Below are 21,595 nucleotides of genomic sequence, written 5' to 3' on the forward strand. Positions count from 1 at the left end.
AGAGACCAACGATGAAACGCCAGCCCCTGTTTGCCCTGTCGGCCGCCGTCGTGGCCGCGGCTGTCACCCTCGTGCCCGTGCTGTGGTCGGGCGACGCCCTGCTGCACGGCAGCCGCGCGATGGCGGCCACCTCCGACGAAGACGCCGCGCTGATCACGAAGGGCGAGTACCTCGCGCGCGCCGGCGACTGCATTGCCTGCCACACGGTACGCGGCGGCCAGCCGTTCGCGGGCGGCCTGCCGATGCGCACGCCGTTCGGCACGATGTACACGCCGAACATCACGCCGGACGACAAGTACGGCATCGGCACGTGGACCTCGGACGACTTCTACCGCGCGCTGCACACCGGCCGCTCGAAGGACGGCAGCCTGCTCTATCCGGGCTTCCCGTTCACGAGCTACACGAAGGTCACGCGCGCGGACTCCGACGCGATCTACGCGTACCTGCGCTCGGTGCCGGCGGTTGCGGTGCCGAGCCGGCCGCACGAGCTGAAATTCCCGTTCAACAACCGCAACCTGCTGATCGGCTGGCGGACGCTGTTCTTCCGCGAGGGCGAGTACAAGCCCGATCCGACCCGCTCGGTCGAATGGAATCGCGGCGCCTACCTGATCGAAGGGCTTGGTCACTGCAGCATGTGCCACACGTCGATCAACGCGATGGGCGGCCCGGTCAGCTCGGCTGCCTTTGCGGGCGGTCTGATCCCGCTGCAGAACTGGTATGCGCCGTCGCTCACGTCGAACAAGGAAGCCGGCCTTGGAGACTGGGACATGAAGGACATCCAGAATCTGCTGAAGACCGGCGTCTCGCAGCGCGGCGCGGTGTTCGGCCCGATGGCGGAAGTGGTGCACAACAGCCTGCAGTATCTGTCGGATGACGACATCCGCGCGATGGCGACGTATCTGAAGACGATCCCGCAGAAGAAGGAGGCGCCCGAGCCGCTGCAACTGGAAACGTCCGCGCAGTTCGGCAGCGAACTGCTGCAGCAGGGCAAGAAGATCTACACCGACAACTGCGCGAAGTGCCATGAGGCAAACGGCCTCGGAATGCCGCCGAACTTCCCGCCGCTCGCGACCAATCAGTCGATCCAGATGCCGTCGGCGGTCAATCCGATCCGCATGGTGCTCAACGGCGGCTATCCGCCGAGCACCGAAGGCAACCCGCGGCCCTACGGCATGCCCCCGTTCGCGCAGGCGCTGTCGAACCAGGAGGTGGCGGCGGTCGTCACGTACATCCGGATGTCCTGGGGCAACCACGGCACGCCGGTGTCGCCGCAGCAGGTGGCGAACCTGCGCTCGGCGCCGCTCGACTGAGCAACCGGGCGACCCTCGCGCGACAAGCGGGCGCGGCCGCGGGCAATCCCGGCCGCGCCCTTACGCTTTTTAACGACGCGATTGCGCCAAAGCGTGCACAATAGCGCGCTTCCGGATGGAATCGGATGAAAGCCGGCGAAAGCGGATGACAGCGAAAGCCGCGCCGCCGGCCGGTGTCCGCGCGCTGCGGCCTTTCCAGCCCGCGTCACCCGGCCGCCGGCGGGCCGCACGACGCTCGCCGCACGCGTCGCCGCGCCGCCGGCAGGCAAGGCGCGCCGCCGTTCGTGCGGTATGCTATCGGCACGCCGGGATTCCCCATGCGGCCCGTGCGTCCGAAACTGCCCTCGCGGGCAGTCCGCCACCGCCCGTGCGTCGAAGCACGGCGGGCCGCGGATCCCCACTTCGCGCATGGCGGGCCGTCGCCGTCGCGGCACCCGGAATGCCTTCTTCGACGACGGGCGCATCCGGCATGAACAGCGTTTCTGGCCTCTGTTCGTGTCGGGAGGCAGTTTGTGTCAATCCGTCAAGCGCGCGCGACATCGCGTCGCAGCGGCCGCGAGCGACACACCACGGCCAGCCGGCATGTCTTCGGGACATGCCGGAAACCCCGGTGCGCGCAGCGCGCGTACCGCCGATCTTCCCGCGAACGGATCCGGCTTCGGCCCCGACGCGTGCCTCGCGGCCACGCATCACCGTTCTCGATACTTGCTTTGCAAAGAGTTTTTATGTCTTTTGAGTCTCTCGGCTTGTCCGAACCGCTGGTCCGTGCCGTACACGAACTGGGCTACACGTCCCCCACCCCGATCCAGATGCAGGCGATCCCCGCCGTGCTGAACGGCGGCGACCTGCTCGCCGGCGCGCAGACCGGCACCGGCAAAACCGCCGGTTTCACCCTGCCGATCCTGCAGCGCCTGAATGCGCCGCCGGCCACCGGCCGGCGCGCAGTGCGCGCGCTCATCCTCACGCCGACGCGCGAGCTCGCCGCGCAGGTCGAAGAAAGCGTGCGCGCGTACGGCAAGTACCTGAAGCTGCGCTCGACCGTGATGTTCGGCGGCGTCGGCATCAATCCGCAGATCGACGCGCTGCGGCGCGGTGTCGACATCGTGGTGGCGACACCCGGACGGCTGCTCGATCACATGCAGCAGAAGACGATCGATCTGACGCAGCTCGACATTCTCGTGCTCGACGAGGCCGATCGCATGCTCGACATGGGCTTCATCCACGACATCAAGCGCGTGCTCGCGAAACTGCCGCCGAAGCGGCAAAACCTGCTGTTCTCGGCCACCTTCTCGGACGAGATCAAGGCCCTCGCCGACAGCCTGCTCGACTCGCCCGCGCTGATCGAAGTCGCCCGCCGCAACACGACGGCGGAAACCGTCGCGCAAAAAATCCATCCGGTCGACCGCGACCGCAAGCGCGAGCTGCTGACGCACCTGATCCGCCAGCACAGCTGGTTCCAGGTGCTGGTGTTCACGCGCACCAAGCACGGCGCGAACCGGCTTGCCGAGCAACTGGGGAAGGACGGCATCAGCGCGCTCGCGATCCACGGCAACAAGAGCCAGTCGGCCCGCACGCGCGCGCTGGCCGAATTCAAGGACGGCACGCTGCAGGTGCTGGTCGCCACCGACATCGCCGCGCGCGGCATCGACATCGACCAGTTGCCGCACGTCGTCAACTTCGATTTGCCGAATGTGCCGGAAGACTACGTGCACCGGATCGGCCGCACCGGACGCGCCGGGGCGACCGGCGAAGCGGTGTCGCTCGTCTGCGTCGACGAGTGGCAGTTGCTGCGCGACATCGAAAAGCTGATCAAGCGACCGGTGCCGCAAGAAGTGATTGCAGGCTTCGAGCCGGATCCGCACGCGAAACCCGAACCGATCCAGCGCCGCGGCCAGGGCGGCGGCGGTCAGGGCGGCGGTGGCCGCGCGCCGCGCGCGCCGCAAGGCGCGCCGAAGCGTGAGGCTGCCCCGCAAAAACCCGCGCAACGGCAAGGCGAGCGGCCGGCAGGCGGCCGGCCTCCGAAGCAGGGTCAGCCGCCCCAGGCCGCGAAAGCCGGCGGCCAGACGCCACAGCCGGCTGCGCGCAAGGACGCTCCGCGCCACGAAACGGTCCGTCATGCCGACAAGCCGCGCGCGGCGGCTCACGAAGGCAACGCTGCGCATCCGGGGCGCCGGCCGCAGGCGCGGAGCGGCAATCCGGGCGCGCTGCTGGGCGGCGGCGCGCCGCGCAATGGCAGCGGTGCGGGAGCGGGCGCTCACGCACCGCGGGCACCGCGCAACGGCGGGCCGCGCGAAGGTTGAGCGACGCGCGGCACGCTTGCGCCGCGTGCACGCCGCGCGAGCGGCTGCCGCGCCGGGGCGCTAGCGCCCGGCGGCAGCGGCGGCGGCGGCCTTCAGGGACGCAAGCTGCCGCGCCCAGCGCGCGGCGACATCCTCGGCCTCGCCCGCCAGTTCGAACGTGATGCCGCTCGTGAGGCGCGCATAGCGCACGCGCTGCGTTTCCCCGCGCTCGATCGCACCGATGAAACAGGCAAGCCCGCCCGCGTCGCCCGATGCCGGCGCCAGCGTCGTGAAGCGCAACTGAACCTGATAGAACGTCTCGCCGCACACGAACGTCAACGCGCCCCGGCCCCCCGCCGCGAGCGCGGCCGCAGCCCGCGACTGCGGCCACAGCGCGAGACAGAGCGTGTGCGCATCCGGCGCATACAGCTCGCCCACCCCGAGCAGCGTCGTGTGCACGTGGCCGCGGGGGTCCGCGGTGAGCAGCGACGCGGTCCAGCCGGTTTTCGCCGCGAGCGATGTGCCGTCGAGCCACGCGCGCGGCGCGGCCGGCCAGGCGTCGAACACGGCCTGTTCGAGCGGACGGGCGGAAGCGGCATCGTTCATCGCGGGACTCCGTGGGTGTGATCCGGACATGCAGCGCCCGCGCGCATCGCACACAGACAAAGCGAAGGGCCCGCGCGAACGCAGGCCCTTCGTCTGATGCGGCCGCCGGCGAGGCGTCGCGCCCGACGCACGCAGCTCAGCGGAAAAACACGTGCTGCGTGATCTTCGCGAGCGGGTAGTGCACGCCCGAATGAATGCGCGCCGGCAGGTTGAGCGGCTTGAGCAGCATCTTCACGCACATGTCGGCGGACAGGTTGCGGCGCACGAGCGTGTTGATCCGCGCGGCCCGCTCGCGGTTGTAGGCGGAATCGTGCACGCGCTCCGGATAGCGCACAGCGAACACATGCCGCAGCGCGATTTCCGAATCTTCGTTCTTGATCTCCAGCACCCGGCGCATCAGCGCGCCAAGCACCGCAAGCCGGCCATTGCCCTCGATCTTGTTGTACTTCTTGAAGTATTTGAAAAAGTGCTTGTAGTGCCGCACTTCGTCCGTGCGGATGTTGTCGGTGATCTCCTTGAGCACCGGTTCGTCCGAGCACTCGCCGATCGCGCGGTACAGCGTGGCCGTGCCGGTCTCGACCACGCAGCGCGCCACCATTTCCAGCGCGCGCGTCTTCTCGAAATCCTCCACATTGCAGGTTTTCGAATACTCGTCGAAGAAGCGCTGAAACGCGGTGTCCCAGTCGAACTCGGGCCACACGTAGGCGATATAGGTTTTCAGCGCGCGGCCGTGCTGCAGTTCTTCCGGTTCCCACTCGCGCGACAGCCACGCCGACACTTCCGGGTCGCCGTTGAAGAAGGTGCTCAGGTTGCTGGTGTAAAGATCCGAGCCGCTTTCGATGAACGAGGCGGCGCACAGCAACAGCAGCAGGTCTTCGTTCGCCACCGCGCGTTGCCGGTCGATCCGGCTCAGGTCGATGTCCTCGATCCGCCAGGGCATGACATGGGTAAGCTCAGTGTGCATCGTGTGTTGCTCCGAAAGCTGTATCCACCCCGAGAGCTTGCCAAAGAACCCGCCCCGCTACGCCCGGCCGCCCTCTCGTCGATACAGCGCCTTGAATTAGAGTTAACCCGTTGTTATACGCATCTTAGCTGGTGTTCTGCAACTCTGCAGAGAGTACAGCACAGACCGTGCCGCGCTACCGGCGGTTCCCGTGCGCGAAGCGAAGGATTGTTTCAGATCAACACAGACCGCGCGAAGCGCGTGTCCGGCGCTTCCGGGCGAGCGACGGAGCGCGGGGGCAACGGCGGGACGGCGCGTCAACGGGCCGCGCAACGGGCCGCGCAACGGTCGCGGTGCGCGGCGCATCGCAGGCAGCGGTCACGCCGCTGCGATAACCGACGGAAAGGCGCGTCGAGCACATCCGCGCCGGAAAGGTCTCCGACATCCGCGCGGGCATCGGCCCGGGCTGTCGCCCGTCACCGGCGACAGCGGACACCGCGACCCGCCGTTCAGCAGCACCAGGCCGAACGACAGGGCCGCCTGCATCGGCCATTGCCAAATGGCATGCATCGGCATGCCGGGGTGCCGCACGTGCACACCCCGCGGCGCGAGCGGGCCGCGCGGGCGGGCGGGCCGCTCAGAAGCCGGCGGCGAGGCCGTCGCGCCGGCTGTCGCTCGCGGCCACATAGCCGCGCTCCGGCTCATTGCGATCGAGCTTCCAGATGAACTGGCCCGAACCGAAGTCCATGTACGGGTCGTCGATCGACTTGATCGTATGGCCGAGGCCTTCGAGCGCGCGCACCGTCTGCGGGTCGAGCGTCGCCTCGACGTCGATCGTGAAGTCGCGGTTCACCTTCCAGCGCGGCGCGTCGCAGGCTGCCTGCGGCTGCTGGCCGTAGTCGAGCATCCGCACGATCGTCTGCAGATGCCCTTGCGGCTGCATGTCGCCGCCCATCACGCCGAAGCTCATCACCGCCTCCTCGCGGCCGTCGACCCGCTGCGTGAGGAACGCCGGAATGATCGTGTGAAACGGCCGCTTGCCGCCCTCGACGACATTCGGCGAAGCCGGGTCCATCGAGAAGCCGCAGCCGCGGTTCTGCATCGAGATGCCGGTATCCGGCACGACGATGCCCGAGCCGAAGCCCATGTAGTTCGACTGGATGAAGCTCACCATCATCCCGCGCTCGTCGGCGACCGACATGTAGATCGTGCCGCCCGCCTTCGGCATGCCGAAGTCGAACGCGGTGGCGCGCCGCGGATCGATCAGCTTCGCGCGCGACGCGAGATACGCGTCGTCGAGCATCTGCGCGGGCGTGACGTCCATCGAGCGCGGATCGGCGACGTAGCGGTAGACGTCCGCGAATGCGAGCTTCATCGCCTCGATCTGCAGGTGCTGCGACGCGACGCTGTCCACCGGCAGCGCGCCGACGTCGAACTGTTCGAGGATGCCGAGCGCGATCAGCGCGCCGATGCCCTGCCCGTTCGGCGGAATCTCGTGGACCGTGTGGCCGCGATAGTCCTTGCTGATCGGCGCGACCCATTCGGCCCGATAGTGACGCAGGTCGTCCGCGGTCATCGCGCCGCCGCACTCGCGCGAGAACGCGGCGATGCGCTGCGCGATCTCGCCTTCGTAATACGCGCGCGGCCCGTGCTGCGCGAGCGCGCGCAGCGTCTTCGCGTGGCCGGGCATGCATACGCGCTCGCTCACCTCGGGCGCGCGGCCGTGCGGCATGAATGTCTGCGCGAAGCCGGGCTGATCCTTCAGGTCCGGCACCGCGGCCGCCCACTTGTAAGCGACGATGCTCGCCACCGCATGGCCGCGCTCGGCGATCTCGATCGCCGGCTCCATCAGGTCCGCGAACGGCAGCGAGCCGAATTTCTGGTGCAGCGCCTCCCAGCCGGCGATCACGCCCGGCACCGTGACCGCATCCCAGCCGCGCTTCGGCTGCTTCGCGAGGCCGTTTTCCTCGCCGTACTTGCGCCGGAAATAATCGACGCTCCACGCCGCGGGCGCGACGCCCGACGCGTTCAGCCCGTGCAGCTTCGCTCCGTCCCAGACGAGCGCGAACGCGTCGCCGCCGAGCCCGCACGACACCGGTTCGACCACCGTGATCGCGGCAGCCGCGGCGATCGCGGCATCGACCGCGTTGCCGCCTTTCCACAGCATGCGCAGCCCCGCCTGCGCAGCGAGCGGGTGCGAAGTCGAGACGATATTGCGCGCGAATACGGGCAGGCGCTGGGTCGGATACGGGTTATGCCAGTCGAAGCGGGTCATGTGAACACTCTCGGAGAGCGCGATGCGGCCACGCGCGGCGTGACGCACCTCGCGAAAGGGTGAGGCGAAAACATTCCATTGCAGCCGGAAGCCGCGCTAAACACAAATTCATTTATCAAATGAATCAATGCAGACGACGACTGAATACGGGGCCGGATGTCGGCGTCATGTGCGCGCCGGGTCGTTCGGCTGACGGACAACCTGGCGGATAGTCTTACAATAGCGGCACATCCACCCATTGTGCGCGAGGCGCCGCGTCGGCGCTTTGCCCGCGACACGATACTCATGACCCGAGACCCCCGCCTGACCCTCAACGCGCGTCAACAGGAACTGCTCGAGTGGGTGCAGCGCGACGGCTTCGTGACCGTCGACGATCTGGCGGCGCATTTCGAGGTCACGCCGCAGACAATCCGGCGCGACGTCAACTGGCTCGCCGACATGAACCTGCTGCGGCGCTATCACGGCGGCGCGAGCCTGCCGACCAGTTCGGAGAACGTGTCGTACACCGCGCGGCAGCGGATGTTCCACGACGAAAAGCGGCGCATCGCGGCGCTCGTCGCCACGCACATCCCGGATCAGGCGTCGCTCTTCATCAACCTCGGCACCACCACCGAGGAAGTCGCGCGCGCGCTGAACCGCCATCGCGGCCTGCGCGTGATCACCAACAACCTGAACGTCGCCAGCATGATGAGCGGCTACCCGGACTGCGAGGTGCTGGTGACCGGCGGGATCGTGCGTCCGTGGGACAAGGGCATCGTCGGCGAACTGGCGATCGACTTCATCCGCCAGTTCAAGGTCGATTTCGCGATCGTCGGCACGTCGAGCATCGAGGCCGACGGCACGCTGCGCGATTTCGACACGCGCGAGGTGCGCGTCGCCGAGGCGATCATCGAGCATGCGCGCACGGTGTTCCTCGCCGCCGACCACTCGAAGTTCGGTCGGCCCGCGCTGGTGCGCCAGGGGCATCTGGACCAGGTGGACGCGCTGTTCACCGACGCCGCGCCGCCCGCCGAGATGCTCGACACGCTCGCGGCGGCCGGCACGCAGGTCTACGTCGCCGGGTAAGCCGGCGCCGCCGGTGCCCCGGCGCCGCTGCTGCGGCGCACACCGGAGTTCGAGTGAAATCGCGAAGTTCCGCGCAGGCGCACACCGCCGCTGCGCGATGCGAATGTCAAACGGAAAATTTTCGGGGACGATTTGGCGTTCGCGGCCCGGTTGACTACACTCCAAACCCCGATGCCCGCTTCGTGCGGCACCGGACGTGACAGCCTGAACTCCCACCTGATCGTGTCGCGGATCGCCGCCCCTGCCGCCCCGGCAGTCTGGTCCGCGCGCCGCTTGCCCTGGAGAGAACGATGCTGAGCCCGCATGAATTCGCCACTTTGCTGCTGCTGAAGGACGCGCCCAATCAGGTCGACATGGACCGCCAGGAACTGGACGCCCTGTTCGAGCGACAGCTCGTGCAGCTCGAAAGGCTCGCCTCCGGCCGCCGCCAGTGGCGCGTCACCGAAAGCGGCGACTCGGCGGTCCGTGCCGCCAAGCGTTTCTCCTGACGCCGCCGATCTCCCTGACAAACCCGCGCTCGCACCGGGCGCGTCCGCGGTGCGCGTGTTTCGCGGGTGTTTCGCGCGTGTTTTGCGTATATCCCGCGCGTGTCCCGCCTGTGACCATCATGCCGCTGCGCCGCCGACGCACCGTGCCCGCGCGGGCCGGTTGCCGATGGCGCGAACAATCGTTCCGGCGCGGCGTCGGCGTGCAATCTCCACCCGCATCGCGACGCGCTTGCGCGCGGGGAATGATGCCCGCTCAACCGCCCCGTAGCGTCGGATCCACCGTCGCACGCCAGCTGATGGCCTGCGCGCGCCGACCGAGAAAATAGCTCACCCACTGATTGCGCGACTGCGGATCGCTGCTCTTCGCGAGCGTCTCGTAGTGCTGCGCGATCGACGCCTGGAACGCGCAATACGCGTCCTTCGTCAGATGACCGTGCCGATGGGCGACGTAGGCATCGAGAAACGCCGTATAGACCGGCTGCGCGTCGCTGCCGTAATCGACCGGCGCGGCGCCGCACATCTGCTGGAGCGCCGCAAACGACGGCGCGCCGAAGCTGCCCGCCAGGTCCGGCGTGTTCGCACAACCGGCCAGCAACGCCGCCGCCCCCATCCACCAGACTGCCCGCATGGTTCACCTCACGAAGACCGATAGACGTGAGTATCGTCGGTGGCCGCGCGTTGCGCCACTCGCGCGGGCCGGCTGCGCGCAAATCAACCTTTACTTTTTCGAATACGTTCGTTAAAGTTCGAAATCGAACATTCATGGTTCGATTCATTTCCTTTTCCCCGCGCACTTTCCCGTGTCATCCTCCCTTTTGCCAACCAAGGATCTGCAGCAGATGCAACGCACCCGGTACGATTTGCTCGTCGTGGGCGGCGGGATCAACGGCGCGGGCATCGCCCGCGATGCCGCCGGGCGCGGCCTGTCGGTCCTGCTGTGCGAACAGGACGACCTCGCGGCGCACACGTCGTCGGCAAGCACCAAGCTGATCCACGGCGGCCTGCGCTATCTCGAATACGGTGAATTCGGCCTCGTGCGCAAGGCGCTGCAGGAGCGCGAAACGCTGCTGCGCGCGGCTCCGCACATCATGTGGCCGCTGCGCTTCGTGATGCCGCACATGCCGAACCTGCGGCCCGCGTGGATGATCCGCGCCGGCCTGTTCCTGTACGACCACCTCGCGCGCCGCGAGCTTCTGCCCGGCTCGCGCGGCATCGACATGCGGCGCCACCCGGCCGGCGCGCCGCTCGTGGAGAGCATCCGGCGCGGCTTCGTGTACTCGGACGGCTGGGTCGACGACGCGCGGCTCGTCGTGCTGAACGTGCTCGACGCGAAGGAGCGCGGCGCCACGGTGCTCACCCGCACGAAGCTCGTCGAAGCGGCGCGCGCGGGCGGCGAATGGCATGCGCGCCTGCGTCGCGCCGACGGCACGAGCGCGGACGTGAGCGCCGGGGCCATCGCGAACGCCGCCGGTCCGTGGGTCGGCGAACTGCTGCACGGCGCGCTCGGGCTGCCGGCGCGGCACAGCGTGCGGCTCGTCAAGGGCAGCCACATCGTCACGCCGCGCCTGTTCGCGCACGACCACGCCTACATTTTCCAGAACCCGGACCGGCGCATCATCTTCGCGATCCCTTACGAGCGCGACTACACGCTGATCGGCACAACCGACATCGCCTACCAGGGCAATCCGTCGCAGGTCGCCATCGAGACGGACGAAGTGCAGTACCTGTGCGACTCGATCAACCGCTATTTCCGCCAGCCCATTTCGCCGGCGGACGTGCGCTGGAGCTACTCGGGCGTGCGCCCGCTGCTCGAGGACGAAAACGCGGACAATCCGTCGGCGGTCACGCGCGACTACCGACTCGAACTCGACGCACCGGAAGGCGAAGCCCCGCTGCTGTCGGTGTTCGGCGGCAAGATCACGACGTTTCGCAAGCTCGCGGAGGAAGCGCTCGACACGCTCACGCACGCGCTGCGCCGCCCGGCGCCGGCGTGGACCGCGGGCGTGCCGCTGCCGGGCGGCGACATCGCGCAGGCAAACTTCGCGCGCTTTCTGGCGCAGTTGGAGCAACAATATCCGTGGCTGCCGGCCGGGCTCGCGCATCGCTACGCCCGCGCGTACGGTACCCGGACGATGCAGGTCATCGGCGCGGCCGGCTCGGTGGCCGCGCTCGGCACCGCGTTCGCGCCGGACCTGTACGAAGCGGAGTTGCGCTATCTGCGCGACATCGAGTGGGCCACGTGTGCGCAGGACGTGCTGTGGCGGCGTTCGAAGCTCGGCCTGCACATCGAGCCCGGCACGCTCGCGAGCGTGATGCAGGACATCGACGCGTGGTTCGCCCGCACGCCCGCTCCGGGTGCGCGCGCTGGCCAGCCCGCATGACGTGCGCAGCCGCGCGCCGGACAGGCGGGGGGCGCGCGGGCGGTCACGCGCGCGCCGCGCGGTCTCCCGCCGGGAGATAGCGAAAACCGCGCGGCGGCCCGCCACGCCGCGCCGGGGGACCGCTTCCGTTGCAAGCCGCCACTGCGCGGCCCGATAGAACATGGAGATGAGACAGATGCAGGATCAGTACATCCTTGCGCTCGACCAGGGCACCACCAGTTCCCGCGCGATGCTGTTCGACCGCGCGGGCAACGTCGTCTCGACGGCCCAGAAGGAATTCGAGCAGATCTACCCGCAGCCGGGCTGGGTCGAGCACGACCCGCAGGAGATCTGGTCGACCCAGGCCGGCGTCGCGGCCGAGGCGGTCACGCGGGCGGGGCTGAACGGCACGTCGATTGCCGCGATCGGCATTACGAACCAGCGCGAGACCACCATCGTCTGGGATCGCGAGACCGGGCACCCGATCTACAACGCGATCGTCTGGCAGGACCGCCGCACCGCCGGTCTGTGCGACGAGCTGAAGGCGCAGGGGCTCGAACAGACGGTGCGGGCGAAAACCGGGCTGCCGATCGACGCCTATTTTTCCGCCACCAAGATCCGCTGGATTCTCGACAACGTCGAGGGCGCGCGCGAAAAGGCCCGTCAGGGCCGCCTCGCGTTCGGCACCGTCGACGCATGGCTCGTCTGGAACTTCACGAAGCACGCGCTGCACATCACCGACGTGACCAACGCGTCGCGCACGATGCTGTTCAACATCCACACGCGGCAGTGGGACGACGACCTGCTGGCCGCGCTCGACATTCCGCGCAGCATGCTGCCCGAGGTGCGGCCGTCCTCCGAAATCTACGGCCCGACCCGCACCACGGTATTCGCGTCGAAGATCCCGCTTGCCGGCATCGCCGGCGACCAGCACGCGGCGCTGTTCGGCCAGATGTGCACGCGCTCGGGCATGGTGAAGAACACCTACGGCACCGGCTGCTTCCTGATGATGAACACCGGCGCGCAACCGATCGAATCGCGCAACAACCTCGTCACGACGATCGCCTGGCAGATCGGCGAGCAGGTCCAGTACGCGCTCGAAGGCAGCATCTTCATCGGCGGCGCGGTCGTGCAGTGGCTGCGCGACGGGCTCGGCATCATCAAGAGCGCGGCTGACATCGAGGCGCTCGCGCGCAGCGTGCCGCACGGCGACGGCGTCTATCTGGTGCCGGCCTTCGCCGGGCTCGGCGCGCCGCACTGGAACGCGCGGGCGCGCGGCACGCTGTTCGGCGTGACGCGCGGCACGAGCGCCGCGCACATCGCCCGCGCGGCGCTCGACTCGATCGCATACCAGTCGCTCGACGTGCTGAAGGCGATGGAAGCAGATTCCGGTATCCGCATCGGCGAATTGCGCGTCGATGGCGGCGCCTGTGCGAACAACCTGCTGATGCAGTTCCAGGCCGACCTCCTCGGGGTCGACGCGGTGCGCCCGCGGGTCAGCGAAACCACCGCGCTCGGCGCCGCGTACCTCGCCGGTCTCGCCTGCGGCTACTGGAAGGACGTCGACGCGCTGCAGAGCCAGTGGGCGCTCGATCGCCGCTTCACGCCCGACATGGCGGCCGCCGACGTCGAACGCAACCTCGCCGGATGGCAACGCGCGGTGCGCGCCGCCAAGGCCTGGGCCGACACGCCGTGAGCGCCGGCGGGGCCGCGGCGCACCCGTCGCGGCCCCGCCCGAACGTGCCGGCGGCAAACCGGCGCGCAGCGGGATGCCGGCGCTGCGCGCCGCCGTCGCGTGCCGCCGGATCACATCTCATTTTTATTCAGTATTGCGAATCATGTCACCTTGTATTGCCGAATTCATCGGCACCGCGGTGCTCGTCCTGCTCGGCGACGGCGCGGTCGCCAACGTGCTGCTTGCCCGGACCAAAGGCCGGGACGCCGGCCTGATCGTCATCGTGACCGGCTGGGCGATGGCGGTGTTCATCGCGGTCTTCATGACCGCGTCGTCCAGCGGCGCGCATCTGAATCCGGTCGTCACGGTCAGCCTCGCGCTGGCGGGCAAGTTCGCGTGGAGCAAGGTGCCGGGCTACGTGGCCGCGCAGATGCTCGGCGGCATGGCGGGCGCGGGCCTCATGTGGGCCGCCTACCGGCAGCACTTCGCCCGGGAAGCCGACGCCGACCTGAAGCTCGGCGTCTTTTGCACCGCACCGGCCATCCGCAGCGTGCCGCACAATTTTCTTGCCGAAATGATCTGCACTTTCGTGCTGATTCTGGGCGTGCTGTCGCTCGCATCGCCGCAGATCGGGCTGGGCGCGCTCGACGCGGTGCCGGTCGGCCTGCTCGTGCTCGGCATCGGCATTTCGCTCGGCGGCCCGACGGGCTACGCCATGAGTCCGGCGCGCGACCTCGCGCCGCGGCTCATGCACGCGCTGCTGCCGATCCCGGGCAAGCGCGACAGCGACTGGCGCTATGCGTGGATTCCCGTCTGCGGCCCGCTGGCGGGCGGCGTCGCGGCCACCTGGGTCTACCTGCACGCCCACTGACCGGAGCGCGCGCGGCAGCCTGCGCACGCTCAGGCCGCCGCAAAGCACGTATCATGACGCTTTGCGCGTCGTACGCGAGCGTTCCACGCGCCCCCGCTTCCGCTGCTTCCGGTTTCATTCATGATCGACCATCTCATCTGCGACTGCGACGGTGTCCTCGTCGACAGTGAAGTCATTGCCGACCACGTGCTGCTCGAAACGCTCACCGTCACGTTCCCCGGTCTCGACTTCGCGAACGCGGTCAAGACCGCGTTCGGCCAGCAGACATCGCGCTTTCTCGCCGGCATCGAGGCGTCATTCGACATCCGGCTGCCGCCGGATTTTCTGGAGACGGTCGAGCACAACGTCGAAGCCGCGCTCGCGTCCCGCCTGAGCCCGATCGCCGGCGTGCGCGACGCGTTGCAGCAGGTCGCGCTGCCGGCGGCCGTGGTGTCGAACAGCCGGCTCACCCGCGTGCACGCGTCGATTCGCCGCGCGGGGCTGCAGCACGTGTTCGGCACGCGCATCTTCAGCGCCGAGCAGGTTGCGCGTCCGAAGCCGTATCCCGACGTGTACCTGTACGCGGCCGCGCAGCTCGGCGTGGAGCCGGCGCGCTGCCTCGTCGTCGAAGACAGCGTGGCCGGCCTGAACGCCGCGCGCACGGCCGGCATGAAGACCATTGCGTTCGTCGGCGCGAGCCATATTCCGCAAGGCTATGCCGACGCGCTGCGCAAGATGGGCATGACGCGCATCATTGCGAGCATGGACGATCTGCCGGCGCTCGTCGAAGCAGGCTTGCGCGGCGAGTTCGGCGAGCAGCAGTCGTAACCCCCGGCGCGCACGGGGCTGCGGCGCCCGCCTGCTCCGCGCGTCTGCGTCGCGTCGCGGCTTCGGCCCTGATCCCGCGAGCCCCGCCGTCCGCCCGCGGGCATCCGTCGGGATCAGGCTCTTGCGGTTCTTGCGGCTCTTGCGGTTCTTGCGGTTCTTGCGGCTCTTGCCAACGGCACCCCGGCGGCGCCCCGGCTGTGCCCCCGCGGTGCCCCGTCACGCGGCCTCAGCCACGGCCCGCTTGCCGGCCGGCGCATCGAGCCGCGCGGCGAACCCGGTCAATGCGAGCGCCGCGAGCGCGACGCCGGCGGCCACCCACGGCAGCGTCGCGAGCCCCCAGCCGTGGCCGATCGCCAGGCCGCCGAGCCACGCGCCCCCCGCATTGCCGATATTGAATGCGCCGATATTGAGCGTCGAGGCCAGATTCGGCGCGGCGCTCGCCTTCGCGACGACGCGCATCTGCAGCGGCGGCACCGTTGCGAACGCAGCGATCCCCCACACGAACACCGTCACGGCCGCCGCAAACGGCGTGTGGCTCGTGCGCGTGAATACCGCCATCACGACTGCGAGCAGCGCGAGGATCACCATCAGCGACGGCATCAGCGCACGATCCGCGAAGCGGCCGCCGACCGTGTTGCCGAGCGTCAGCCCCGCGCCGAACAGCACGAGCACCAGCGTGACGCCATGCGGCGAGAAGCCGCTCACCTGCTCCAGAATCGGCGCGATAAACGTGAACACGACGAACACGCTGCCGAAACCGAAGATGGTCATCGCAAGCGCGAGCCATACCTGCGGGTCGCGCATCACGCGCATTTCGTGGGCGAGGCCCGCCGGGCCGGTGTCGTGGCGGTTCGGCACGAGCGCGCTGACGCCGGCGAGCGCAGCGACGCCGAGGCCGCTGACGACCCAGAACGCGACGCGCCAGCCGAACTGCTGGCCGATGAAGGTGCCGAACGGCACGCCGAGCACGTTCGCGAGCGTGAGCCCGGTGAACATCAGCGCAATCGCGCTCGCACGCTTTTCCTGCGGCACCAGCGACGCCGCGACCACCGCGCCGATGCCGAAGAACGAGCCGTGCGCGAACGACGTGACGACGCGCGCAACCATCAGCATTGCGTAATCCGGCGCGAGCGCGCACAGCACGTTGCCGACGATGAACACGCCCATCAGCAGCTGCAGCGCGAGCTTGCGCGGCATCCGGCTGGTGAGCGCGGCGAGCAGCGGCGCACCGAGCGCCACGCCGAGCGCGTAGCCGCTCACCAGCAGCCCGGCCGACGGCAGCGAGACCGCGAGATCGCGCGCGACGTCGGGCAGCAGGCCCATGATCACGAACTCGGTGGTGCCGATCGCAAAGGCGCTGATGGCCAGCGCGAGAAGAGGAACAGGCATCGCAGGACTCCAGATTCAGGGTAGGGCGTCGCGCATGGGCCTCACCGCGCGGTCACGAACTCGACGACGACGCCCGGCGCAAGCGCGACAAACAGTTGCAATTCCCCGGTGAGCGGCACGTCGGCAAGCTGGTAGCGCACGCCGTGCGCACGCAGCCGCGCGACGAGCGCAGCCCATTCGGCCGCCGTTGCAACGCGCAGCGCGACGTGATCGATGCGCGGCGCGGTGCGGCCCGCGCCGCCCGCCCGCGTGGCCTCGACGAGATGAATCACCGGCCGGCCCTGCGCATGCAGCCAGTAGCCGCGCACGCCGAACGGCGGCCGCGGGCCGTCGTCGAGCCCGGCCACGTCGACGAAAAAACGGCGCGTGGCGTCGAGTTCGGCCGTGACGATCGTCGCGTGATCGAGATGCATCGCAGAAGCGGGCGCCTGACTGGCCTACCAGGGTTAATCGGTAGACGGATTGTCCGCGCGCCGCGTGAATTTGAGAATTGGCGTAGCATTTGAATGATTTTCAAAATTTCCTGAATAATTGGCGGATACCCTTGGCGATGGATAACCTCGGCGACATCCGGCTGTTCGTCGAAGCCGCGCAACTGGGCAGCCTGTCGGCGGCCGGCCGCAAGCTCGGCCTCACGCCGGCCGCCGCGAGCGCGCGTCTGCAGAAGCTCGAAGGCGGCCTGAAGACCCGCCTGTTCGAGCGCACCACGCGGCAGTTGCGCCTGACCGACGAAGGCCGGCTCTACCTGAACTGTTGCCGCCAGGCGCTACGCGCGCTCGACGACGCCGAAGCGCAGCTGCAGGCGGGCCGCAACGCGGTGCGCGGCAAGGTGCGGATCTCCGCGACCTCGGACTTCGGGCGCAATTTGCTGATGCAGTGGCTCGACGCGTTCAACGCGCTGTACCCGGACGTGAGCTTCGCGCTGACGCTGTCCGATTCGCTGTCGAATCTCGTGCAGGAAGACATCGATCTCGCGATCCGCTTCGGCGTGCCGCAGGACAGCGCGCTGGCCGCCCGGCCGCTCGCGCCGAACCGCCGGGTGCTGTGCGCCTCGCCCGCTTACCTCGCGAAGCACGGCGAACCGCGCGATCCGCACGACCTCGCGCGCTTTGACTGCATCGTGCTCGGCACCGCGTCCGGTCCGATCAACGAGTGGCGCTTCACGCGCGGCGACGAGGTCCAGCGCTACACGGTGCCGCTCGACACCGCGCGCGAGACCAACGACGGCGCGATCGCGCGGGAATGGGCGCTGCGCGGCTACGGAATCGTCGTGAAGTCGATGTGGGACGTCGAGGCGGACCTGCGCGCGGACAGCCTGAGGGTGCTGCTGCCCGACTGGCGCTACCCGGATGCGCCGCTGCATGCGCTCTACCACCGCAACCGCTTCATGGCGCCGCGCGTGCGTGTGCTGCTGGATTTTCTCGCCGCGCGTTTCGCGCAGGTGAGCGGCGAACTGGAGACGCTGCTCGACGCGGCGCGCCGGCGCGCCGCGCCGCAAGCGCCCGCCGGCGAACGGCTATAATGACGGACTACGCACGAAAACGCGCCCGCCCCGCCGCGCGGCGGCTCGCCGGCCCGGATCGGGGCCACTCCCCGGCCGGAATGCGCGCCCGTTTTCGCCCCCTCCACGCTGATACGACGCCCCCAGGTTAACCACTGCGACCGGCGAAATTCGATGACCAAGAAAGTTTATGTAAAGACCTTCGGCTGCCAGATGAACGAGTACGACTCCGACAAGATGGTCGACGTGCTCGGCGCCGCCGAAGGCCTCGTCAAGACGGACACGCCCGAAGACGCGGACGTCATTCTGTTCAACACCTGCTCGGTGCGCGAAAAGGCGCAAGAGAAGGTCTTTTCCGACCTCGGCCGCGTGCGCGAGCTGAAAGCGGCCAATCCGGCGCTCATCATCGGCGTGGGCGGCTGCGTCGCGAGCCAGGAAGGCGCGGCGATCGTCGCGCGCGCGCCCTACGTGGACGTCGTGTTCGGCCCGCAAACGCTGCACCGCCTGCCGCAGCTGATCGACGAGCGCCGCGCGAGCGGGCGCGCGCAGGTCGACATCTCGTTTCCCGAGATCGAGAAGTTCGACCATCTGCCGCCGGCGCGCGTCGACGGGCCGAGCGCGTTCGTGTCGATCATGGAAGGCTGCAGCAAGTACTGCAGCTACTGCGTCGTGCCGTACACGCGCGGCGAGGAAGTGTCGCGCCCGCTCGACGACGTGCTCACCGAGATCGCCGGCCTCGCCGACCAGGGCGTGCGCGAAGTCACGCTGCTCGGCCAGAACGTCAACGCCTACCGCGGCGCCGTCGCGCCCGGCTCGGCCGAGATCGCGGACTTCGCGACGCTGATCGAATACGTCGCCGAGATTCCCGGCATCGAGCGGATCCGCTACACCACGTCGCACCCGAAGGAATTCACGCAGCGCCTGATCGACGCCTACGCGCGCGTGCCCAAGCTCGTGAACCATCTGCACCTGCCGGTGCAGCACGGTTCCGACCGCATCCTGATGGCGATGAAGCGCGGCTATACGGTGCTCGAATACAAGTCGGTGATCCGCCGTCTGCGCGCGATCCGCCCGGACCTGTCGCTGTCGACCGACATCATCGTCGGCTTTCCCGGCGAAACCGACGAGGATTTCGACAAGACGATGGCGCTCGTGCACGAGATGCGCTACGACACCAGCTTCTCGTTCATCTACAGCCCGCGTCCCGGCACGCCGGCCGCGAACCTCGCGGACGACACCCCGCGCGAGCTGAAGCTGCGCCGCCTGCAGCACCTGCAGGCGACGATCGAGGAAAACGTGCAGCGCATCAGCGACGCGATGGTCGGCAAGGTCGAGCGGATTCTGGTCGAGCGTCCGGCCCGCAAGGACCCGAACGAGCTTGCCGGGCGCACCGAAAACAACCGCGTGGTGAATTTCCCCGCGCCGCCCGCGTCGCACGCGCGGCTCACCGGCCAGATGGTCGACGTGAAAATCGTCCATGCGTACCCCCATTCGTTGCGCGGCGAGCTTGTCCTCGTGAACGACGACGTCCCCGCGACGGCCCACTGAGCGCACGACTTACCGACAGGATCGACTCCCCGCCTTGAAGACCGCCCAGCAGCATCTGGAATTCACCGCACCGCGCGACGACAACGCGCGGCTCGCCAATCTTTGCGGCCCGCTCGACGAAAACCTGCGGCAGATCGAGCAGGCGCTCGACGTCACCCTGCAGCGGCGCGGCCACCGCATCTCGATCCGCGGCCGCGGCGCGAAGCTCGCGCTCACCGCGCTCGAAAACTTCTACAACAGCGCCCGCGATCCGCTGTCGGTCGACGACATCCAGCTCGCGCTCGTCGAGGCGCGTCACCCGGCGCGCGGCGGCACGAACGGCCACGGCCACGGCAACGGTGAAGACGACGTGCGCCTGCGCCACGACCCGGATCACCCGTTCGACGAACCCGCCGGCAACGACGCGACGGAGCCCGACGAGCTCGGCCCGAAGCTCTACACCCGCCGCGCCGACCTGCGCGGACGCACGCCCGCGCAGCGCGAATACCTGAAGCAGATCGTGTCGCACGACGTCACCTTCGGCGTCGGCCCCGCGGGCACCGGCAAGACCTACCTGGCCGTGGCGTGCGCGGTCGACGCGCTCGAGCGCGACCAGGTCAAGCGCATCGTGCTGACGCGGCCGGCGGTCGAAGCCGGCGAGCGGCTCGGCTTCCTGCCCGGCGATCTCGCGCAGAAGGTCGACCCGTACCTGCGTCCGCTGTACGACGCGCTGTACGACCTGCTCGGTTTCGACAAGACCGCGAAGATGTTCGAGCGGCAGATGATCGAGATCGCGCCGCTCGCGTACATGCGCGGACGCACGCTGAACCACGCGTTCGTCATCCTCGACGAGGCGCAGAACACCACGCCCGAGCAGATGAAAATGTTCCTCACGCGGATCGGCTTCGGCTCGAAGGCGGTCGTCACCGGCGACACGACCCAGGTCGACCTGCCGCGCGGCCACAAGAGCGGGCTGATCGAAGCGCAGCAGGTGCTGTCGAACGTGCGCGGCATCGCGCTCACGCGCTTTACGAGCGCGGACGTGGTGCGTCATCCGCTCGTCGCGCGCATCGTCGAGGCGTATGACGCGCACGCGCAGAAAAGCGACGGCGGCGGCCATGCCGAATGATCCGGCGCGGCGCCGCGCGCCGCTCACCCCGAACCTCGAGCCACACACCGCCCCCGCATGAGCCGCGCCCCGACACTCACGCTCAGCCTGCAATTCCCCGCCGCGAAGGCCTGGCCGCAGCACAAGGCGCTGTTGCCGCGCGCGAGCGTCGCGCGCTGGATCAAGGCCGCGCTGTTCGCCGACGCCGAACTGACGGTGCGCCTGGTCGACGCCGAGGAAGGCCGGATGCTGAACCGCACGTATCGCGGCAAGGACTACGCGACCAACGTGCTGACCTTCGCGTACGCGGAATCGGAAGACGATCCGGTGAGCGGCGACCTGATCCTGTGCTGCCCGGTGATCGAAACAGAGGCGGCCGCGCAGCGCAAGCCGCTTGCCGCGCATTACGCGCACCTGCTGGTGCACGGCACGCTGCACGCGCAGGGCTACGATCACGAGGTCGACGAGGAAGCGCAGGAAATGGAAGCGCTCGAAACCCGCATCCTCATTTCGCTCGGCTTTCCGGATCCTTACCGTTAAGCGGCCGACGACCGTTCCCGCCGCCGTGAGCACGCCCGTTCCCGACACCCCTCCGCGCTGCGCCGGCTATCCGCCGGCGCTCGGCGAGTCGCGCCTGCTCACCGACGACGAGCTGCGCGCGTCGCTCGAACGCACGCTCGGCGGCTGGGACCGCGCGCGCGATCTGTGGCTGTTCGGCTATGGGTCGCTGATCTGGAATCCCGGCATGCCGACCGTCGAAGCCGCGCGCTCGAAGGTGCACGGCTATCATCGCGGGCTTTATCTGTGGTCGCGCGTGAATCGCGGCACGCCCGAGCAGCCGGGCCTCGTGCTCGCGCTCGACCGCGGCGGCTCGTGCAGCGGCATCGCGTTCCGGCTCGCGGCCGAGGGCGCGATGCCGCACCTGGAAGCGCTGTGGCGGCGCGAAATGGCGATGGGCTCGTACCGGCCGGCATGGCTGCCGTGCCAGTTGGTCGACGGCCGGCGCGTCGAGGCGCTCGCGTTCGTCATGCGCCGCGAGGTGCCGAGCTACACCGGCAAGCTGCCGGACGAGATCGTGCAGACGGTGTTCGAGTGCGCGAGCGGCCGCTACGGCACGACGCTCGATTACGTGAGCCGCACCGCGGCCGCGCTGCGCGAGACCGGCATCCCGGACCGCGCGCTCGAAGCGCTGCTCGCGCGCTGCCGGGAAGCGGGCCGCGACGGCGGCTGAGCCAGGCTGAGCCAGGCTGCGCCGCGCGCGGGCGCGCGCTCGAAGACGCGGGTGAGAACCCGGCGCGCCGCGGCGTCCGCCCGTCCCGGCATCGTCTGCGATTTTTTTCGCCGGCCCGCGCAGCGCCGTTATCCGCTACGATGAGGCACGCGCCGCGCGG

The 21,595-nt window shown here is 69.0% G+C and carries 19 protein-coding genes; 13 read left to right on the top strand and 6 right to left on the bottom strand.

All coding sequences use genetic code 11. The features are described 5' to 3' along the window. Window positions 1–11 precede the first annotated feature (11 nt). Both AC3AP7_RS13990 and AC3AP7_RS13995 read left to right on the top strand, forming a co-directional pair. A complete protein-coding gene (locus tag AC3AP7_RS13990; protein ID WP_475761999.1) occupies window positions 12–1,310 on the top strand; it encodes a c-type cytochrome in 1,299 nt (432 codons plus the stop codon). Between the two features lie 725 nt (window positions 1,311–2,035). Continuing rightward, complete coding sequence (locus AC3AP7_RS13995) at window positions 2,036–3,610, top strand: DEAD/DEAH box helicase (protein WP_475767927.1); 1,575 nt, start codon at window positions 2,036–2,038, stop codon at window positions 3,608–3,610. A gap of 60 nt (window positions 3,611–3,670) precedes the next feature. On the opposite strand, the gene AC3AP7_RS14000 is transcribed toward AC3AP7_RS13995, so the two are convergent. The 3 genes from AC3AP7_RS14000 to AC3AP7_RS14010 form a co-directional block, all read right to left on the bottom strand. Next, a complete protein-coding gene (locus tag AC3AP7_RS14000) occupies window positions 3,671–4,195 on the bottom strand; it encodes a hypothetical protein (protein WP_475761997.1) in 525 nt (174 codons plus the stop codon). Window positions 4,196–4,331: 136 nt separating this feature from the next. Next, the gene (locus AC3AP7_RS14005) at window positions 4,332–5,159 is read right to left on the bottom strand and encodes a ferritin-like domain-containing protein (protein ID WP_475761995.1); all 828 of its coding nucleotides are present in this window, start codon (window positions 5,157–5,159) and stop codon (window positions 4,332–4,334) included. Window positions 5,160–5,775: 616 nt separating this feature from the next. Further along, window positions 5,776–7,413: a gamma-glutamyltransferase family protein gene (locus AC3AP7_RS14010; protein ID WP_475761993.1), complete on the bottom strand. Its 1,638-nt coding sequence runs from the start codon at window positions 7,411–7,413 to the stop codon at window positions 5,776–5,778. Window positions 7,414–7,698: 285 nt separating this feature from the next. Here AC3AP7_RS14010 and AC3AP7_RS14015 point away from each other — a divergent pair, with 285 nt between their 5' ends. Next, window positions 7,699–8,478 carry a DeoR/GlpR family DNA-binding transcription regulator gene (locus tag AC3AP7_RS14015; RefSeq protein WP_475761991.1) on the top strand — a complete coding sequence of 260 codons (780 nt, stop codon included), beginning with the start codon at window positions 7,699–7,701 and terminating at the stop codon, window positions 8,476–8,478. A gap of 290 nt (window positions 8,479–8,768) precedes the next feature. Beyond that, the gene (locus AC3AP7_RS14020) at window positions 8,769–8,966 is read left to right on the top strand and encodes a hypothetical protein (RefSeq protein ID WP_475761989.1); all 198 of its coding nucleotides are present in this window, start codon (window positions 8,769–8,771) and stop codon (window positions 8,964–8,966) included. 253 nt (window positions 8,967–9,219) lie between these two features. Here AC3AP7_RS14020 and AC3AP7_RS14025 read toward each other — a convergent pair whose 3' ends face one another. Continuing rightward, window positions 9,220–9,594, bottom strand: coding sequence for a hypothetical protein (locus AC3AP7_RS14025; protein ID WP_475761987.1), 375 nt, complete (start codon window positions 9,592–9,594; stop codon window positions 9,220–9,222). A gap of 211 nt (window positions 9,595–9,805) precedes the next feature. On the opposite strand from AC3AP7_RS14025, the gene glpD reads away from it, so the two are divergent. From glpD to AC3AP7_RS14045, 4 genes are all read left to right on the top strand, one after another. Next, window positions 9,806–11,347, top strand: coding sequence for a glycerol-3-phosphate dehydrogenase (glpD, locus tag AC3AP7_RS14030; protein WP_475761985.1), 1,542 nt, complete (start codon window positions 9,806–9,808; stop codon window positions 11,345–11,347). 175 nt (window positions 11,348–11,522) lie between these two features. Next, the gene (gene glpK, locus AC3AP7_RS14035; protein WP_475767925.1) at window positions 11,523–13,022 is read left to right on the top strand and encodes a glycerol kinase GlpK; all 1,500 of its coding nucleotides are present in this window, start codon (window positions 11,523–11,525) and stop codon (window positions 13,020–13,022) included. A 142-nt stretch (window positions 13,023–13,164) separates the two neighbouring features. Beyond that, window positions 13,165–13,872 carry an MIP/aquaporin family protein gene (locus tag AC3AP7_RS14040; RefSeq protein WP_475761983.1) on the top strand — a complete coding sequence of 236 codons (708 nt, stop codon included), beginning with the start codon at window positions 13,165–13,167 and terminating at the stop codon, window positions 13,870–13,872. 120 nt (window positions 13,873–13,992) lie between these two features. Next, window positions 13,993–14,679 (top strand): HAD family hydrolase, encoded by a 687-nt coding sequence (locus AC3AP7_RS14045; RefSeq protein WP_475761981.1) that lies wholly within the window; start codon window positions 13,993–13,995, stop codon window positions 14,677–14,679. Window positions 14,680–14,895: 216 nt separating this feature from the next. Here AC3AP7_RS14045 and AC3AP7_RS14050 read toward each other — a convergent pair whose 3' ends face one another. Together AC3AP7_RS14050 and AC3AP7_RS14055 are read right to left on the bottom strand one after the other, a co-directional pair. After that, complete coding sequence (locus tag AC3AP7_RS14050) at window positions 14,896–16,068, bottom strand: MFS transporter (RefSeq protein ID WP_475761979.1); 1,173 nt, start codon at window positions 16,066–16,068, stop codon at window positions 14,896–14,898. 41 nt (window positions 16,069–16,109) lie between these two features. After that, on the bottom strand, window positions 16,110–16,481 hold the full coding sequence (locus tag AC3AP7_RS14055; protein WP_475761977.1) for a VOC family protein: 372 nt from the start codon (window positions 16,479–16,481) through the stop codon (window positions 16,110–16,112). Window positions 16,482–16,618: 137 nt separating this feature from the next. On the opposite strand from AC3AP7_RS14055, the gene AC3AP7_RS14060 reads away from it, so the two are divergent. From AC3AP7_RS14060 to AC3AP7_RS14080, 5 genes are all read left to right on the top strand, one after another. Further along, the gene (locus AC3AP7_RS14060; RefSeq protein WP_475761975.1) at window positions 16,619–17,590 is read left to right on the top strand and encodes a LysR family transcriptional regulator; all 972 of its coding nucleotides are present in this window, start codon (window positions 16,619–16,621) and stop codon (window positions 17,588–17,590) included. Between the two features lie 153 nt (window positions 17,591–17,743). After that, window positions 17,744–19,117 carry a tRNA (N6-isopentenyl adenosine(37)-C2)-methylthiotransferase MiaB gene (gene miaB / locus AC3AP7_RS14065; protein ID WP_475761973.1) on the top strand — a complete coding sequence of 458 codons (1,374 nt, stop codon included), beginning with the start codon at window positions 17,744–17,746 and terminating at the stop codon, window positions 19,115–19,117. Window positions 19,118–19,151: 34 nt separating this feature from the next. Beyond that, window positions 19,152–20,225: a PhoH family protein gene (locus tag AC3AP7_RS14070; protein WP_475761971.1), complete on the top strand. Its 1,074-nt coding sequence runs from the start codon at window positions 19,152–19,154 to the stop codon at window positions 20,223–20,225. 57 nt (window positions 20,226–20,282) lie between these two features. After that, complete coding sequence (gene ybeY, locus AC3AP7_RS14075; RefSeq protein WP_475761969.1) at window positions 20,283–20,744, top strand: rRNA maturation RNase YbeY; 462 nt, start codon at window positions 20,283–20,285, stop codon at window positions 20,742–20,744. 25 nt (window positions 20,745–20,769) lie between these two features. Next, window positions 20,770–21,435, top strand: coding sequence for a gamma-glutamylcyclotransferase (locus tag AC3AP7_RS14080; RefSeq protein ID WP_475761967.1), 666 nt, complete (start codon window positions 20,770–20,772; stop codon window positions 21,433–21,435). Window positions 21,436–21,595 lie beyond the last annotated feature (160 nt).

The sequence above is a fragment of the Paraburkholderia sp. PAMB 6770 genome, assembly GCF_057748135.1.